The sequence below is a fragment of the Kocuria atrinae genome, from assembly GCF_039531425.1.
Taxonomy (GTDB): Bacteria; Actinomycetota; Actinomycetes; order Actinomycetales; family Micrococcaceae; genus Kocuria; species Kocuria atrinae.
In genome coordinates, this window is record NZ_BAAAQA010000004.1 from 110,531 (window position 1) to 128,014 (window position 17,484).

A 17,484-nucleotide genomic window follows, 5' to 3' on the forward strand; every position below is an offset into this window, starting at 1 on the left:
CGCTACCGGGGTTCGCCCCGGAGAACATCCACGTGCACGTGATCGCGGTGGCGCAAGATGTCGCTGGCCGGCTCGGGGGCATCGTAGGTTTGCCAGTGGCCACGGGAGCTGTGGGCGCTCCAGATCTTGTCATCGAAGATCACGTACTGGATGTCCAGGTCATCTGCGTGGGCGATCAGCCACTGGGCGAGAATCCACCCCTCGCGGCGGTTCTCTTCGGTGATCGGGCGGAAGAAGACGTCGATGCCGCGGCCGCTGTAATGGGTCGATTCGGCTCCATGGCCTTGGCTGACCCCTCCGGGGGCGAATCCACCCAGTGGCTGGTCACCGAACACCTCGGTCATTTCGTCACGTAGTCGCTGGGCGCGCGGTGTGAGGCCGGTTGGCGTTAGCTCTTGTTCGGGTAAGTCATCTGCTGCGGTGCCTTCGCAACGAAGGCTTGGCCCGGCGTCGTCGGCAGGCCCATCCGCGAGGCGCTGGATGACCGCCGGGTCGATGCCGGACGTGTCCGGGGTTTCGGCGCCGCGAGCGGCTAGCGCAACTGCCGTGGTGGCGAGTTTGGCCTCATCACGCTCGAGGTTGATGGTGCCGTCCGGGGTCTCCACGCTGCACTCCGAGCCCACGTAGAAACGGCCGTCCTGTACGCGGAAGCTGTTGGCGATAGTGGGTCCCAGCCAAACCAGTGCACCAATGATCAACCCCACGACCACGAGAAAGATCAGTGGCACCCTCGACGAGTTCGCTTGTTCGGCAGGCACCTGGTTATTTGAGCTCGACGACTTCATTGGATGGATCAGGCCTTCGGGTTGAGCATCGCTGCGGCAGTGGCTTGATCGGTCTCGGAGCCAGTGGTCAGAGCATAGATCGCGTAACCGAGCGGTGAAGCCTCCCACAGGTGGCGGGCCTGAGCGGCCAGGCCCAAATGTACATGGCCACCGGCCTGTTCATAGGCGTCCAGGGTGGCCTGCAGAATCTCGTCACCGGCGGCGCCGTGCTGGAAGGCGAAGTCGCGGGCGGGATCGTCCACACGGGCGGTTGTCCAGTCCAGGATGCCGGTAATCGCTCCGCCATTGTCGAGGAGGACGTGAGCGGGGTAAATCTCCCCGTGAGTCATCACCGTCCGGTCGGGCCAGCAAATGTCCTCATCTATCCATGCCCGCCAAGCGTTGGCGAGAGTGGGAGCCACGGTGAACTCGTTGGTCACCCGGTTGATGTCGTCCTGCCAGGTCTGACGGACTTGATCCGGCGACCGGGCCTCCAAGCCAGCAGCCTTGGCATCCGCGGCATTGAGCGAGTGCAGGCGTGCCAGCAGACGTCCCAAGCGGGCGGCGTACTGCGGACTGGCCGGGTCCATATGCCAGATGGGTTCTCCGGAATCAGACAGGGTCAGGCCCGGAGTGCCAGGGAGGGCCGGGTAAGCAATCAGCTCCGGAGTGCGAATCTGCCAGTCCGGAACCGAAACTTTCTCCGCGCGGAGCACGGGCGCAACGAAATCGAGGATGCGGACCTCGGCGGCCATGCCCCCGGAGACGTCCGGACGGCGCGGGATCCGCAGCACCCAGCGGTGTGCGGTTTCGTCAGCCGCCATGATGACGCGGTAGTCCAAGCCGGCCTCCACCACGGTGGCGCCATCAGCGGATAGGCGCAGACCATGAGAGGCGGCCAGGCCCAAGGCGTCATCGAGTGTGCTCATGGCACGATTCTCCCACCCGGGTCCATACACGTTGGTAGACAACGAAAAACCGGCTGTCGATAAGGTGTTTACCTTGTCAACAGCCGGTTTCACTGTGGTGCGCGAGGGGGGAGTTGAACCCCCACGCCCTCTCGGGCACACGGACCTGAACCGTGCGCGTCTGCCTATTCCGCCACTCGCGCTTGTTTATTCACTCAGCTTCCGCCGGTGAACAACGTTGAGTAGCCTACCCGATGCCTGATGCGTTTGGCGAATCGCCGTGCACGGCCTCCCGTCGCAACTGCATCACCCCAGAGTCATGCCACCCCATGCTGCCAAGGCGCACGCCAGACCGACCATCGCGTACACGCTGATGGGCGTCAGCACAGCCAGTTCCATGCCGGACCCGGCCTTTCCCAGAACGGGAAATCGCACGAAGGATCTGCCCCGGTAAAACGTGGACGGCACCGGTAAACGAGGGCGCAACGGCCACAGCAAGTGAATCCCCTGAGTGGTCACCATGTCGCCGATCATGTGCACCGCACACCCCAAAGCCACGGCAATCACGAACCACCACGGATGGTCCGGGGGATTGGTGGCCACCACGATTCCCAGGCCGATGGCCACCAGCCAGTTGGCATGCGAAATCCGGTCCGGAAGAAACGCCAGGACCTTCACCGCGAACGCGATCATCAACACCGAGAGCACCGCGGCCAACGGCCACACCTGCCCGGGTAGCGCCGCAACAACGGCGGGTGCAGAATCATCGCCACTCGACTCCGCCAACCAGCGCAGCCCGTCGCCCACGGGAAGGGCGGCGTTTTGTGACAACCAGGCCAGCAGGGCGAACACGAGTGGCCCGATCAGAGAGTGAGTTCCTCGTCGATGGCCGCCCGACAACCGAGAGACGATCCGCGCTAACCATCCCGAGAATGGCGGCAGAGAGCGCGCCACGGTTCCGTTGGGGTGATCGATATCCGGCAACAGCGCGGCGCCCGCGCAGATCAGGGCGCCGGTCACCACCCCCGCGTCACCCACGGGGAGTACACCGAAGCCGATCGGCACAGAAAAGTCGGAAAATTGCAGGGTGTAGTCGGCGGTCAGCGCCACCCATGCAGCGGCACCACACGCAGCATGGCTCGGCCCCATCACCGGGACATCACGGTCAACACGCACTCTCCGATCGCGGGCTCGTCGGTCATGAAGCCCCACGTTAGGAACGTGGTCAGACACGCATAAGGACCCTCAGGACTCGGTGTGCAACAGCGTCCAGCCGGCGGAATCCACGTCCACCGCAACCCACGGGTCATCCGGGGACGGAGTTGCTGAAGACCCACCAGCGGAGACCTCATCCAAGGCCTCGATCACCAGTGGTCGCGGGGCCACTACCGCCACGCATTCCCCGCGGTACTCATCGGCTGCGTTCTCGACGGCGCCTACCAAATCCATAGGTGTGCGGACATACGGAGACATCACCTGGGCCACACGAAAACGCGAGGTGGGCAGGTTGTCGGCCGCAGCGGCGTCGGCGACGAAAACCACCGTGGCGGGACACTGAAGATCACTCACGAGAACCTCAATCCAACTCTTTCGGGTTGCCTGGCAACTGCTGTTCGCACCCGGGAGTGAGCCAGGCCTTCACGTACCCGCCGCTCTGGTACACGTACTGCCGCAGCGTGCGCAGTGGTGTGAACTCGTAGTCGGTTGCGGCCATCCGTAACTCACCGTGATAGCAGCGCTCCAGGATCATGCGCGCCCGCGGCACGTGCTGTTTGAACGTCACGGCAGTCACGGTGTCCCAACCGCGCTCAGCGGCAAGGTCGCGCAACTGCATGGCCTCGCCCTGGGTGGTGGAGGGATTGGGCTGGAAGCAGATGACCTCGTAATCGGTGCGCGGGGTGCAGAAATCCTTGTCCTCGTAGTACTGCACCATGGCGGGCGGATCATCGGGCTGAGCGTCGGGGGTCGCAATGACCAGCACGGGCGCGATGCCACGCTCCATCAATCCCTGCGCTGTGGCCATGCGTTGGGTATCCGGAGGGCCGAGCACCAGCAGCGCATCGGACATCGCGGGTTCCTCCGTGCGGGGGTGCTCCAGCACGGCCCAGCAGACGGCTAGCCATCCGGCCACGGCCACTGCTAACGCCGCAACCAGCAGGGTGAGCCAACGATGCCGCTTGGTCTCGGCAGGCTCCTGAACCGTCACCCAAATACCCCCATCAGAACATGGACGCGGATATCATCTCATTCATCCCCGGCAATCCCGTGAGCTGCCGGCGACCATGACAAATCTGCACGTGAGGAGCGCCGATATGCGATCGAACGAGTACCTGGAACGCTCCGTCACCTGTCAGGTTCCGTTGCGTTGGGGTGACATGGACCCGTACGGGCACGTGAACAACGTGGAGGTCATCCGCGTTCTTGAAGAGGCTCGAATCGCGACCTTCGGTGTGCCCGTGGGCACGGGCGAGCAAATTGCCCCGGCCAAGATCCCGCTGTTCTCGGTGCTCCCGGACGGCACCCAGGCGCTCATTGCCGAACACCGCGTCAAGTACCTGCGCCCGCTGGCCTATCGAAACGTCCCCACGGAGGTTCGCGTGTGGGTCGTCTCGGCCAAGGCAGCCACGTTGGAACTCGGCTTTGAAATCGTCGACGCCGCCGACGGCGCTCCCTGCGTTCGCGCCCAGACCCAGCTCGCGTTGTTCGTTCCGGAAACGCAGACGGTTCTGCGCATCACCAAGGACCAGCGCGAACTGCTGGAGTCGTACACCGCGCCGTCGCCGTTCTGAGCACGCGCGACTACTTGTAGCGCTGCTCCTCTGCGGTCCGGCCCGTGGGGCAGGGCCCGCAATTATCTGCCGCGCTGGTTTACGGTGGCTGTTAGCTATGCCGCAATACTCTGCGGCACGGCCGTGAGGTGTAATTGCGCACGCGTGCGAACCACGCAACCGGACTCCGGAAGGGTCCGCCACGTCCACCACATGAGCGTGTTCTCCACCGGGTCCATGTGACAGCAGGCCGCAGTGATTGCGGAGGGCTCCTCGGGATCCTGGACGCACAACGCTAGCGGTGCGTTATCCAGCCGGTCCAGCAAATGCTGCAGTGTCTTCACAAGTCCTCGCGGCGAATGTGAAGTCACGGTACAGCCCACTTCGAAATCGGTGGCAAAGCCCGTGGGGTTGGGAAGGCGCCGAAGAATCGGCAGGTCCGGGGCGGCGTCGTCGAAAAGACCGATCGTCTCCACCCAATGGTCGTCGCCGTACTGAATCACCAATTGATGCTGGCCGGGGGTGACCCGCAATTCAACGGTGGTGAGTTCGTCGATCGCGAGTGACCTGGTAGCCGTGGCCTCAACCACGGGTAGGTCGGTGCGATAACTGAACTCGTCCGGCTGGCACACCACGTGCCCGGGCGTGCGTGTAAGCCAAGGTCGGTTCATGGTTACTCTCCCTGTCCACCGTCGCAGCCCGCGACGGCTTCTTTACAAAAGAAAATAGCCATGTGGGCGGTCCGGAGCAAGCTTATGAAGGTCACCGTTTGGTGACGATCACCTAGTGCCCTAGTCAGGCCTCACTTCGGAGAATACTCTTTTGCAGGCATTCTCGCGGTGATGGCGCTCAGGGCAATGAATGCCCGCGCGCGGCGGTCCAGAGCTCGTACCAATCCGTGTGGGTCATGAGCTCGGCGGCTTGGGGTGCCTGGGCGCACGCGCGGATGCGCTCCGGATTCATAGTGCCGACCACCGGGCGAATGCCGTAGGGATGGCGCAGCAACCAGCCGACCACCACGGCCTCACGGGTGACATTCATGCGTTCCGCCAGCCGATCGACGACGCCGCTCGTGGCCTCCGCGGTCGTGTCACCTTCGGGTGCCTGGCGACCGGAGTAGATGCCGTCCGCCATGGCGCCCCATGCCTGAACCTCGATCTCGTCCGCCGCGCAATGGGTGAGCAAACCCTCGGGGAAGTTGTACTCGGTGCCCTCGGTCTGGTTACCCAGCACCTGGGCTTCAACGAAGTCACGGTGGGCCAGGCTCATCTGAATCTGAACGGCGGTCAGCGGGGTGCACAACACCTGCTGGAACGCTGCCACATGGCGCAGAGTCATATTGGACAACCCCACGGAGTTGATCAACCCTTCAGAACGCAGGTCGTCCAGGGTTTGGCCTGTTTCACCCAGGGTGGTCAACGGGTCCGGGCGGTGCAGAATCAGTCGTTCCACGCTGTCCACGCCCAAGCGCTGCAGAGAGCCCTCGAGGCTCGCGCGGATGGTGTCCCGGTCCAACCGGTAGTGCACCGGGGAATTGTCGGGTCCGGTATTACCCGGGATACGGATGCCGCACTTTGTCTGCAGCTTGATCCCTTGGCGGAGTTCCGGATCTTCGGCCAGGATGCGACCGAAGACCGTCTCCGACTTACCCGCCGCGTAAATGTCAGCGTGGTCGAAAAGGTCGAACCCGGCGTCGTGAGCCGCGCGCACGGCGGTGTGAGCGGCGTCGAACTGGGCGCTGGTGATCTCGGAACGGTCCCAGGCCCCACCCAGGGCCATGCAACCGTAGATCAGCGGTGAACTCATGATTCGGAACCCTTGTGTTTGTGGTGGCGGTGGTGGGAGACCTGTTGGCGCAAGCGTGCGGCCTCACCATAGGCGGCAGCGGACTCGTCCAGTTTGCCCAGGTACTGGTAGACGATGCCCAACTCGGTGTAGCAATCGGACTGGTCACGCTGAGAACCAGGGGTCTCCTGGTAAAAATCCAACGCTCGGTTATAGGCCGTGATGGCCTGGGCCCGGCGTTTGGTGGCGTTGTAAACGCGCGCCAGATTGATGTAGCACTCGGCCTGATCTTTGGGCTCGTGCGGGGCGTCCAAATACTGCCCGAGCGCGTCCAGCAAATGGGACTCTGCACGCGGGTAGTCGCGATCCTCTACGAGCAATGAACCGACGATCAGGTGGGCGCGGCCCTTGGGCTTACTGCTGTCCGGGATCTGTCCGAAGTACTCCAAGCAGCGCTGGTACTCGGTGATCGCCTTGTCCCGCGCGTTCATGACCACGTACAGATGACCCAAGTTGTAGTGGCACGCCGCAAGTTCGCGCTGAGTCTGCTGGGTCTCTTTGAACAACTCGATCGCCTGCCGATAAGCGGTCTCGGCCTGGGAGAGTTCACCCCGATCCTCGGCGTCCAGGGCACGTGTGAAATAACCGTTGCCATCATCCGAATAGCTCATCAGCTCATCCTTTCGGGACCCACCGGGGTAGCTCCAAATGCTACACGGTAGGTTGCAACATAACCCGGCTGATAATCTCTAGAACACACTCTTTCAGGAGGTCAGGATGGCAGTACAGAACAGCGCTCCCGGGCAGGACCCGCGTGATCCGCAACGTGAAGAAATGCTCGATGACCAGGCCGCATCCGTGGTTCGTCATGAAGAGCGTCTGGTGATCAACCGTCAACAGGAGGAAACCGGAAGGCTCCGGCTCCGCAAATACGTGGTTGAAGAGCCAGTCCGTCAGGAAGTGACCGTGGGCCACGATGAGCCCGACGTGGTCCACACCCCCATCACCGAAGAGGAACGCCAGGCTTTCCTCGACGGCAGCGAGTTGCCCGTGGGCGACGACGAAATGATCCTGTACCGCACCGAAGCCGTGGTCCAGACCGTGCGCGTTCCTTACCAGCGTGTCCGTCTGGTGGCTCAGCGCACCGAGCGCACCGAAGTCATCGAGGACACCCTCCGCAAGGAGCGCGTCGACATCCAGACGGATGAGAACCGCGCATAACCTTTGGCCTTCTTGAGCGGCCCGGAGCCTCCGAATATCGGAGGTTCCGGGCCTCACTCATTTCTGAACCTTTCCGCGCGTGGCGGGGGATGGAAGCATTGAAATGCGCGTGTGCGGTGCTGCTCGCGGGTGGCGGGCACCACGACAGAAGAACTGCGTGACTGCGGGTAGCGTTGAAGCGTGACTGACTCTTCTCTTTCCCTCATCCGCCACGGGCAGACCGACTGGAACTTCGCTCGCCGGCTCCAGGGCCGCACCGACATCCCCCTCAACTCGACCGGGCGCGAACAAGCCCGTGAAGTGGGGCGCGAGCTGGCGGCGTCTGGGGAGCACTGGGACGTCCTCGTTTCCTCACCGCTGTCCCGCGCTCGCGAAACCGCGGAAATCATTGGTGAAGAAGTCGGCCTGGAACTGTCGCGCACCTACGACGATCTGATCGAGCGCAGCTTCGGAGAGATCGAAGGCTACGACTGCAGCCACATGACCGAGGAAGAGCGCCATGCGTTCATGGAACAGCACGGCGAACACACTGCGGATCTCGTGGCTCGAGGTGTGGCGCTGTTACAGCAGATCCTCGCCGACTACCCGGGACAGAACGTGATGATCGTCAGCCACGGTTCCTTTATTCGTCTCACTGCGGGGCACATTTTGAACCGGAAGCTTCGGAGCTTGAAGAACGGGGAAGTGGTGACCCTGACCGCGGATGAGGTGGCTGCGGCGGCGTCGGCGCCTCTCGGTGGGGCTAAGAATTAAGGTGGCCTATCCCGCGAAATAAGCGGAAAATTGGGGATACCTAACCATGCATTCTTGATTGCATGTATAACTCGCGATCAATTATCAATAAATCTTTTTGCGTCAAGAAATGTTACTCGGTAGTTAATTAGTTTCCCTTAGGAATTGGAAGGAAGCGACGGGAGAAGTTCTGGCGTTCACTCCCCGCTCAACCCGAATGGTGGCTCTTGCTCACGGGGAGCCATAGGCTGGGGGCAGACTCGGCAACGTGGCCGACCGCGCGTACTGCCGCCACACAGGGCAGGCGCGCGTTTGGGTTTTCGGTGGCCGTGCGTTCCTATCTCGAATCGACTGCGAGCAAAGGCGTGATGCAGACGTGACCCCTCCCGATGCGACCGACACCCAGGTCATACCCGTAACGTGGCAACGCCCCCAATGGAGCGGCGAGCAAGAGTGGATCAACGAGTACTACAGGTCTGTCCCGGATGCAGATGTTGCCGCAGCCAAGGAGGAGCGGCTCACGTCCAGAGCTCAGGCGCATCGAGAGGTGGGCAAGACCCGCTCCAAGGGTGACGTGCGCGTGGACGTTCGAGAGGATCAGGACAACACCGTCCTCTACGTGGTCACTGACGACATGCCGTTCTTGGTATCCACGTTGAACACGGAAATCGCCGCGAAGTGGGGCGGTGCCGAGTTGGTGTTGCACCCGTTGTTGCTGGCCACTCGGGATGCCGAAACGCATGAACTGGAATCGCTGGCGCAGGTCCCCAATATTTCTACCGCTTCATCCGGTGACACCACTGCCATCCCACTGGTGCCGCTCAGCCCCAATGCCACCCCGCGTTCCAGCGGTGGGGGAGGCCGCACTGAATCCGTGATCGAATCGTGGATCCGGATCGTCCTGCACCGCAACCTGAGCGATGAAGAGCGGGAAGAACTGAAGAGCTACCTCGGTGAGAGGTTGATTCCGGATGTCCGCCGCGTGGACGAGGACCAGGATCAGATGCACTCCGTGGCGGATGAGCTGGCCCGTTCCCTGAACGGCTTGCATCAGATTCGTTTCGAGGACGGTTCCCAGCTACCTGATGTGGATTCCGCCGCAGAATTCCTGGATTGGCTGCGCGGAGGCAACTTCGTGTTCATGGGTATCAAGCGCTACGACCTCACCGATGAAGGCGAGGACGCCGCACTGCATTCCCGCCCGCAAACCGGGTTGGGATTGCTGCGAGAAGCGGGCACAGAAGGGCACACACAACGCCTCACCGGCCTGGGCAGTCTGCACGCCAGGGACCGCGAAGTGGTGTTCGTGACCAAGGCCAATCGCCGTTCCTCGATTCACCGGCGTGAGTACCTCGATTACATCGGCATCAGAACCTTCGCGCAGGACGGTACGGTCACCGGCGAGTATCTGATCCTCGGGTTGTTCTCGCGTAGGGCTCATTCCGTGCCCGCCCACCAGACTCCGCTGGTGCGCGAAAAGGTGAATGCCGTGGTGGAGCGCTTCGGTTTCTTGCCGGACAGCCACTCCGCGCGCGATCTCCTGGGGATCATCGAGGATTACCCGCGCGACGAGTTGTTCCACATGACAGCCGACGAACTCTACGACACAGCCAGCGGTGTGCTGGGCCTGAACGAACGCCGTCAAACGCGGTTGTTCCTCCGGCAGGACACCTTCGGACGTTTCATGTCGGCCGTGGTGTTCTTGCCGCGCGACCGCTACAACACTTCGGTACGCCAGCGCATTGAAGAACAACTCCAGGACGTCTTCGACTCCGAGGCCATCGACTTCGAGGTGCGCCTGACATCCTCCTCCCTGGCACGACTGTTCTTCCGCATCCGCTTGCCGTACACGGGCGAAGTGCGCGAATTCGACCAGGCAGACCTCGAGCACCGGTTGCGCGCAGCGGTTCGCTCGTGGCCGGACACTCTGGCGCGCGCCATTCGGTTGGGTTTCGATTCCGACGACGCCGCTCGCCTCACCCCGCTGTGGACCCACGCCTTCCCGGGTGCCTACCGCGAGGACTACGAAATCGAAGAGGCAGTGGAGGACCTGCAGCGCTGCGAGGAACTATGGGGCCGCGACCCGAATCTGCCGGCAGAGGTCCGCGTGGCCGAACACGACGGGCAGGTACGCCTCAATATTTACCTGACCCAAGCGCTGTCTCTGACCGAGCTGTTGCCGCTGTTGCACAACATGGGACTCACCGTGTTGGACCAGCGTCCGTACACGGTGACCCCGTCTGACGGCCGCGAATTCCAGCTGTACGACTTCGGTGTGGAACTCCCCACCGGGGTGGATGCTCAGGGGCCTGATAGCGCCAAGACCGAGGACCTCATCGAGGACACGCTCTGTGCCATCCTCTCCGGGCGATCGGAATCCGACTCGCTGGACCGCTTGGTGCTGACCGAACGCCTGAGCTGGCGTGGGGTTGCCGTGTTGCGTTCCTACGTTCGCTACCTGTTGCAGTTGGGCTACGCGAACTCGTTCGAGTTCATTGCCGATACCTTGCTCGACTACCCGGAGGCCACTCGGGAACTCTCGGAGTTCTTCCGTTCGAGTTTCGACCCGGAGCGGTTCGAGGACACGGAGCAGGGCCGTGAGGAACGCTCTCAAGCGCGTGATGCCGCCCGGGAACGCCTCGACAAAGTCTTGGACGAGGTCCCCTCCCTGGACGCGGACCGTCTCTTCCGGGCGCTGGCCAACGTGGTGGGGGCAACGCTTCGCACCAACGTGTACCAGGAGCGCCCCACCATGGCGTTCAAGCTGGACCCGCAGTCAATCGATGCGGCTCCCTACCCTCGACCCAAGTTCGAGATCTGGGTGTGGTCCCCGCGCGTGGAGGGAACGCACTTGCGGTTCGGACATGTGGCACGCGGTGGCTTGCGCTGGTCGGATCGCCGGGAAGACTTCCGCACCGAGGTGCTCGGCCTGGTCAAGGCTCAGATGGTCAAGAATGCAGTGATCGTCCCGGACGGCGCCAAGGGCGGCTTCTTCCCCAAGCAGCTTCCGGATCCGCAGCAGGATCGTGAGGGCTGGTTGGAGGAAGGCCGTGAGGCGTACAAGCTGTTCATCGCTTCGCTGCTGGATGTCACTGACAACATCACCCATGAGTCCAACGCCGAGCCGAACGCGGAGGTCTCGGATGACGGCTCCAAGGACGCCGCCGAGGCACCCGAGACTCCCCAGGGAGACACGGTGTTGCACCCGGATCGAGTGATCCGTCGTGATGAGGACGATTCATATCTGGTGGTCGCCGCGGACAAGGGAACGGCTGCGTTCTCCGATACCGCCAACGCCATCTCCCTGGATCGGAACTTCTGGCTGGGCGATGCCTTCGCTTCCGGCGGCTCGGTCGGTTACGACCACAAGGCCATGGGTATCACGGCCCGCGGTGCGTGGGAATCGGTCAAGCGGCACTTCTTCGAGCTGGGCGTGGACACCCAATCCGAGGCGTTCACCGCGGTGGGCATCGGTGACATGTCCGGTGACGTGTTCGGTAACGGCATGTTGCTGTCCGAGCACATCAAGCTGGTTGCGGCGTTCGATCACCGCGACGTGTTCCTGGACCCGGCCCCGGACACAGCGGCGTCGTACAAGGAACGAGAGCGACTGTTCAACGCCGGGCGTACGTCCTGGCAGGATTTCGACGCATCAGTGATTTCTGAAGGTGGCGGTGTCTACTCGCGCCGGGAGAAGTCCATCCCGATTACCCCGCAGGTGCGCGAGGCACTGGGGCTCGATGAAGGTGTGGAGTCCATGGCTCCGCAGGAACTGGTGCGCGCTATCCTGCTCGCCCCGGCGGATCTGCTCTACAACGGTGGCATCGGCACGTACGTCAAGTCCTCGCTGGAAACCAACCAGGACGTGGGCGACAAGGCCAATGATCCGATCCGAGTCAACGGTGAAGACCTGCGGGTCAGGGTCATCGGCGAGGGCGGCAACCTGGGCGCTACTCAGCTGGGACGTATCGAAGCAGCGCGCAACGGGATCCTGGTCAACACGGACGCGATCGACAACTCCGGCGGTGTGGAGTCCTCCGACCGCGAGGTGAACATCAAGATCCTGGTCGACCGCATGGTCGAGGCCGGCAAGTTGGACCGGGACGAACGTGCTGACTTCATTGAATCCATGACGGACGAGGTTGCGGACCTTGTGCTGCGCACCAACGTGGCGCAGAACGTGCTGCTCACGACCGAGCGCGCTCGCGGCCCGGAGTTCGCGGAAACATTCATCCGGCTGATGCACTGGCTCGAGGAAGAGGCCGACCTGGACCGGGAGCTCGAGTTCTTGCCCACGGACGAGGAACTGCGTGAGCGTGCGGAGAACGGTGAGTCCTTGACCGGGCCGGAGCTGTCGGTGCTCACCGCGTACACCAAGATTCAGCTGACCGGGGCGCTGACCCACAGCGACCTGGCGGATGACCCATGGTTCGATGCCACGCTGGAGCACTATTTCCCCACGCAGATCCGTGAGAAGTTCGGCGAGGACATTCAGTCCCACCCGCTGCGTAAGCAGATCATCGCCACCATGGTGGCCAATAAGATCATCAACTACGGCGGCATCGCATTTGCATATCGCGTGGTGGATGATTCGGGTGCGGATCTGGCGGATCTGGCGGCGGTCTTCACGGCGGCCGTGGAGATCTTCGACCTGGAGCCCTACGTGGCTCGTCACGCTCAGCTGGGTACGGATGTTCCGCTGGAGATGTGGAACAAGTTGACCCTGCGCATGCGGCGTCTGTTGGACCGAGTGGTGCGTTGGTTCCTCAATCGCAGTGAATCCGAGGCGACCATTCAGGAACTCGTGGATGCTTACAAGCCCACCGTGCAGCTGCGCTTCGGCGAACAGCAGCTCATGAGTGCCCAGTCCCAGGAACGCGTCAGCGCGGACACCGAGCTGGCCGAGCGTCAGTCGGTGCCCAAGGACCTGGCCGTCGAATGGGCAGAGTTGCTGGACGCTTTCGCACTGCTGGACGTCGCACGCTTGGCTCAGGCCGGCGGAGTGCAGGTAGCAGGAGAGCGGGCCGGCGAGCACGCGGCGTCGTCGACCGAGAGCGAAGAGCACGTGACCGTCGAGACCATTGCCAAGGTCTACTTTGCCCTGTTCGACCGGTACGGGTTGGAAAACCTGCTGGATCGCATCACCGCGCTTCCGCAGACCACTCGGTGGGAGAACATGGCCAGGATCTCAATGCGTGAGGACCTGTACTCCACGCTGGTTGCTCTCGCGGCACAGGCGCTCGAGTCCCCCGGTGAGAACGCCGAGGAGAAGGTCGTTGCGTGGGAGCGCGAGAACCAGGATCGCTTGGAACGCCTGCGTGACGTGCTGGGAGAGATCGAGGGGATGTCCTCCGGCGGGGATGCCGGGGCCGAACTCGCGGCGCTCTCGGTGGCCCTGCGCACCATGCGCAGTGCGCTGACAGAGTAGTTCATAACCAGAGAGACCCGGGCTGGCGCGTGTGCGTCGGCCCGGGTTTTTCTTTGATTCTCCGGTAGCGTGAGTTGCATCACAACTGGTACTGATGACCCCTCGATCGAGGGATAGGAGACATCATGCAGAAGAAGGTTTACAAGGGCTTGGCACCACTTGCGCTCGCCACAGCATTGGCACTGACCGCGTGCGGTGGCAGCGGGGAGAACGCGGAGGACACGAACACCGGCGCCGCTGCGACCGCCGAGGCTACTGGTGGCGCCACGGGCGGTGCCTCTGAAGGTGCCGGTGGCGCGGCCGCGGGAGAAGCAGGCTCGGAAGAAGGATCCGGCTCTGGCGAAGGAGCCGGAGCGGGTGGTGACGGCTCCGGTGGCTCCGGGACTGAAGGCACTGGCGGTGCCGGTGACGGAACGGATGGCTCGGCCGGCGGCTTCGGTGCGGGTAACGCGACTGGTGGTGGCGGTTCAGGTGAAGCCGGCGCTGACGGCTCCGGTGCAGGTGCTGATAGCTCGGGTGGCGCAGCCGGTGGAGGTTCGGGCTCCGGCGGCGACAGCTCCGGGTCGGCTGAGGCCGGTGCCGGGGCGGGCGCGGGAGCCGGCGGTGGTGCTGGCGCTGGTGGCAACTCCGATTTCCAGCCGATCGACAACGGCACGGGAATCATCCCCGCCGGTGAATACACGGTTCAGTCAGGTGACACCCTCGGTTCCATCGCTCAGCGTTCCGGCGTGACGGTCGATGAGCTCTACGCAGCCAATCGCGACAAGGTTCAACTGCACCTGATTCGCGCGGGTCAGAGCATCACGATCCCCCAGCGCTGACCCGGCGGGACCTGGTCGAGCGGAGTCTGCAGTCTCGTCGACGGTCCGCCCCAGGCCCAGCCAACTCTGCACATCAGTCGACGTTGCAACCCGGAAATCCCCGTTCCTGGGACGCAACGTCGACTGATCTACGTCGGGCCTCGGTACGAAGGCCCCAGCGTCCATCAGAGTGCACGGTGTTTGGCAGGGTCGGTCGTGCTGTCGACCAGGATGCACTTGAAACGAGTCACCCGGGTTTGCAGTTCCGGAATTACTCCGTCACCTCGATCTGACCCCTCGCCCCGCGCTCAGCCTCTGCAAACGAGTGGTTCACGAACGTGTACGTGCCGGCCTCCGGGAATGACATTTCTACGAAGCCACCCTGCGCCGGCGCAAGATCGAGGGCCTGTGCTCCGCCGGTGCCACTCGGATTGCCGGGGCTGGAGGGCGACAACAGGTACGCGCCCTCCTTGTACACGGTGTCGAACTGCCCGCCCACCACATGGAAACTCGTGCCCTTGGACGGGCCGGCCGCGAGCACCCAGATCCGAACGCGCTCGTCAGTTCGCGCGGGCAGTTTATCGTGCATGTACTGAGTCGCATGTCCGTTGAACATGGTCAACGACGGCGTTCCAGCCGCAATCGCCGCGGGATCCACCACCGCGTTCACGCCGTCCGGCAGGTCCGGTTGCTCCGCGGGCGGGACTGTCACGTAGGTTTCGTTCTGCACCAGTAGGTACTCGCGGTCCACCTCGGGCAAGTCGGGCGGATCGATGATCACCGCGCCGAACATTCCCGCAGCGACATGTGTGCTCATGGGGGCGGTGGCGCAGTGGTACAACCAGATCCCGGACCGTACCGCCTCGAAGCGGTAGACGAGGGACTCTCCCGGGGCAATGGTCCGCATGGTCTCGTCCGGCGACACGTCTCCCGCGTGGAAATCGACCGAGTGGCCCATGCTGCCGCTGTTGGTCAGCGTCACCTCGAACACGTCGCCCACTTTTCCGCGCAGCGTGGGCCCGGTGTAATCGCCGTTGAAGGTCCACGCGTCCAGGGTTACACCGGGTGCGACTTCCCGGGCGACCTCCTGAACGTCCAGGGTCAGTTCGTGCACCGTCTCGTTCGGTGCCGGATCCAGCGCTGGGTCACGGGCCTCGAAGGCCTCGCCAGGCGCGGCATTGAAGTCCACGTCCGCGGCAGGATCCTGCGAGTCGATCGCCGGGGGCGCCCCACCCGCCCCGTGTTCCTCATGGCCTGCAGTACCCACGGGGTTGCCTTGTTCGTCCACCGGAATCACGGTGACCGTCATGCCCATGGAGCGGTGACCGATCACGGAACACCAGCCCTCAAGCGGTTCCGTAATGATGCCGGCATCCACCACGGCGGAATCGCCGGGGCCAACTCGACCGGATGTCGCACCGTTGGCGAAGACCAGGTCGTGCACGTTGGTGGGGTCGTCGTTGATCAGCGTGATCACCAAGCGATCGCCCACGGGGACTTCGATGTCTCCGGGGTCGAAACGCATGTCCTGGTTGGCATGCATCGTGATCTCGGTGGTGTTACCGGTGGCCTGCACTGTGTTCTCTGTACCAGAACTCAGACCGATCCCCGCTGACTGCGGTGCCACGGCAATGCCCGCCCCCACCGCCAGTAAGACCGTGAGCACCCCCGCCACGATTTGCCGCAGGGGGTTGGGCTTTCGGTCGGGTGCCCCAGTGCTGGCTGCCGCAGAGCTGGAACCGCCGGCCGTATCTGTTGCGGGAGCTTGGCCAGCCGCGCGCTGTGCCATGAGGCGGCGCCGTCCGGCAACGGAAACCTTGGCGGAGGAGATCATCAATGGGATGAACGCCGCGAACGCAACCGCGCCCACGATCGAGACCATGGCGCGCACCCACGAAGGCAGCATGCCGGCGGGTAGCGCGAACAGTGCAATGCAGAGGTTCAAGACCGTGACCCGGTAGACGCCACCGCGGTTGATGGCTGCCAGCGAAGCGCGCACCGTGGCGGGCCCGCCGCCCATCGTGGACGGGAGGATGTAACTCATGGCGCCCAGCAGGGTCTGCAACAGGAATCCGGCCACGAACGGAATGGTCAGTGCGCCCATCACACTTGTCTGAATGCCCTGGACCGCCACCAGAATCAGCGCGATCACCACGGTGACGAACAGCCAGGCGATGCCGGAGGCCACGGACCATCCCATGTAGCCCTCGGGCAGCTTGCGCATGCCCGTGCGGATCATGATGCGGCCGACCAGGCCCACGCCCACCGCGTAACCGAACAACCCGAGGACCACCACGGGAACCCAGCCACCCAAGGCACCACCGGCAGCCACCAAACTTCCCGCGGCCATGGCGGGCAGGGCGATGCGGGACAGGGCCGTGGCTGTCTCTTCCATGCGCGTGCGCACCATGGTCGGCCACAGGGTCAGCAGTGTCGCGGACACCGTGAGACCCACGAACCCCAGAACGTTGACTGCCTGGTGGGTCAGGAGTAACCGAGAATGCCAGGGGTCAGCCAGATCCAGGGCCAGAATCGCCCCGAATATTGCGCCCACCGGCAGGAAGAATGCCGCTACCGCATACCAACGCACGGTGATGCCGAACCGGGCGGGCAACGCGGTGCGCAACTGAGAAAGGAGCGACAACCCGTGCCACGTGAGTAGGCCGCCGATGATCGTTGCGGACACCAGGGTGAGCCACCACCAGTCCGCGAGCATGCCCACCATGAGTAGCACGGTGCCCGCTGTGACCCCGTAAATGCGCAGGATCTGGCGAGGGCGCTCGTGGTCGGGGAGCCGGTGATGCAGTAGCGCCTCGGTGAAGTGCTGGGACCACACCATGATCGAGGTGGTGATCAGCCCCAGCGTGACCATGTGCACCATGAGCCAGCGGGTTTCGGGGATCCACCGGTGGAAGCCGAGCACCAGGATCAGCGCGGTCATCCACCAGCGCACGGGCTTACCGGCGGTGCGGTGCCACGACCTCCCGTGCTTCTTCGTGGCGGGCGCTGGGTCCTGGGGCTTGCTGAGAGTGGGCACCGTCCATCCGATCCACAAATATTGGCACTTTAGATGCAAGT

General features: G+C 63.5%; 14 protein-coding genes and 1 tRNA gene. 5 read left to right on the forward strand and 10 right to left on the reverse strand.

The features are described 5' to 3' along the window. Positions 1-2: 2 nt before the first annotated feature. From ABD283_RS03510 to ABD283_RS03535, 6 genes are all read right to left on the reverse strand, one after another. Complete coding sequence (locus ABD283_RS03510) at positions 3-728, reverse strand: VldE C-terminal domain-containing protein (RefSeq protein ID WP_344223634.1); 726 nt, start codon at positions 726-728, stop codon at positions 3-5. Between the two features lie 65 nt (positions 729-793). Further along, positions 794-1,693, reverse strand: a complete 900-nt coding sequence (locus ABD283_RS03515) for a macrolide 2'-phosphotransferase (protein ID WP_344223635.1) — start codon at positions 1,691-1,693, stop codon at positions 794-796. A 95-nt stretch (positions 1,694-1,788) separates the two neighbouring features. Beyond that, positions 1,789-1,875 (reverse strand) — tRNA-Leu (locus tag ABD283_RS03520). Positions 1,876-1,978: 103 nt separating this feature from the next. Then, positions 1,979-2,821: a metal-dependent hydrolase gene (locus ABD283_RS03525; protein ID WP_344223723.1), complete on the reverse strand. Its 843-nt coding sequence runs from the start codon at positions 2,819-2,821 to the stop codon at positions 1,979-1,981. Between the two features lie 96 nt (positions 2,822-2,917). After that, positions 2,918-3,241, reverse strand: coding sequence for a hypothetical protein (locus ABD283_RS03530; RefSeq protein ID WP_344223637.1), 324 nt, complete (start codon positions 3,239-3,241; stop codon positions 2,918-2,920). A gap of 7 nt (positions 3,242-3,248) precedes the next feature. Beyond that, positions 3,249-3,878: a YdcF family protein gene (locus ABD283_RS03535; RefSeq protein WP_344223638.1), complete on the reverse strand. Its 630-nt coding sequence runs from the start codon at positions 3,876-3,878 to the stop codon at positions 3,249-3,251. Between the two features lie 106 nt (positions 3,879-3,984). Here ABD283_RS03535 and ABD283_RS03540 point away from each other — a divergent pair, with 106 nt between their 5' ends. Then, positions 3,985-4,461 (forward strand): acyl-CoA thioesterase, encoded by a 477-nt coding sequence (locus ABD283_RS03540; protein ID WP_344223639.1) that lies wholly within the window; start codon positions 3,985-3,987, stop codon positions 4,459-4,461. A gap of 95 nt (positions 4,462-4,556) precedes the next feature. Here the strand turns inward: ABD283_RS03540 and ABD283_RS03545 are convergent, their stop codons facing one another. The 3 genes from ABD283_RS03545 to ABD283_RS03555 all read right to left on the reverse strand — a co-directional run bounded on the left by ABD283_RS03545 (position 4,557) and on the right by ABD283_RS03555 (position 6,896). After that, positions 4,557-5,111 carry a DUF2617 family protein gene (locus ABD283_RS03545; RefSeq protein ID WP_344223640.1) on the reverse strand — a complete coding sequence of 185 codons (555 nt, stop codon included), beginning with the start codon at positions 5,109-5,111 and terminating at the stop codon, positions 4,557-4,559. A gap of 178 nt (positions 5,112-5,289) precedes the next feature. Further along, positions 5,290-6,246 carry an aldo/keto reductase gene (locus ABD283_RS03550; RefSeq protein WP_344223642.1) on the reverse strand — a complete coding sequence of 319 codons (957 nt, stop codon included), beginning with the start codon at positions 6,244-6,246 and terminating at the stop codon, positions 5,290-5,292. Next, positions 6,243-6,896: a DUF2225 domain-containing protein gene (locus tag ABD283_RS03555; protein WP_344223643.1), complete on the reverse strand. Its 654-nt coding sequence runs from the start codon at positions 6,894-6,896 to the stop codon at positions 6,243-6,245. Before ABD283_RS03555 ends, ABD283_RS03550 begins: the two co-directional genes overlap by 4 nt. Positions 6,897-7,002: 106 nt before the next feature. Here ABD283_RS03555 and ABD283_RS03560 point away from each other — a divergent pair, with 106 nt between their 5' ends. The 4 genes from ABD283_RS03560 (at position 7,003) to ABD283_RS03575 (ending at position 14,427) form a co-directional block, all read left to right on the forward strand. Further along, positions 7,003-7,446, forward strand: a complete 444-nt coding sequence (locus ABD283_RS03560; protein WP_344223644.1) for a YsnF/AvaK domain-containing protein — start codon at positions 7,003-7,005, stop codon at positions 7,444-7,446. Positions 7,447-7,626: 180 nt separating this feature from the next. Further along, the gene (locus ABD283_RS03565; protein WP_344223645.1) at positions 7,627-8,199 is read left to right on the forward strand and encodes a histidine phosphatase family protein; all 573 of its coding nucleotides are present in this window, start codon (positions 7,627-7,629) and stop codon (positions 8,197-8,199) included. Positions 8,200-8,554: 355 nt separating this feature from the next. Further along, positions 8,555-13,606, forward strand: coding sequence for an NAD-glutamate dehydrogenase (locus ABD283_RS03570; RefSeq protein ID WP_344223647.1), 5,052 nt, complete (start codon positions 8,555-8,557; stop codon positions 13,604-13,606). 125 nt (positions 13,607-13,731) lie between these two features. Further along, a complete protein-coding gene (locus ABD283_RS03575) occupies positions 13,732-14,427 on the forward strand; it encodes a LysM peptidoglycan-binding domain-containing protein (RefSeq protein WP_344223648.1) in 696 nt (231 codons plus the stop codon). Between the two features lie 250 nt (positions 14,428-14,677). Here the strand turns inward: ABD283_RS03575 and ABD283_RS03580 are convergent, their stop codons facing one another. Beyond that, the gene (locus ABD283_RS03580; RefSeq protein WP_344223649.1) at positions 14,678-17,443 is read right to left on the reverse strand and encodes a multicopper oxidase domain-containing protein; all 2,766 of its coding nucleotides are present in this window, start codon (positions 17,441-17,443) and stop codon (positions 14,678-14,680) included. Positions 17,444-17,484: the final 41 nt, after the last annotated feature.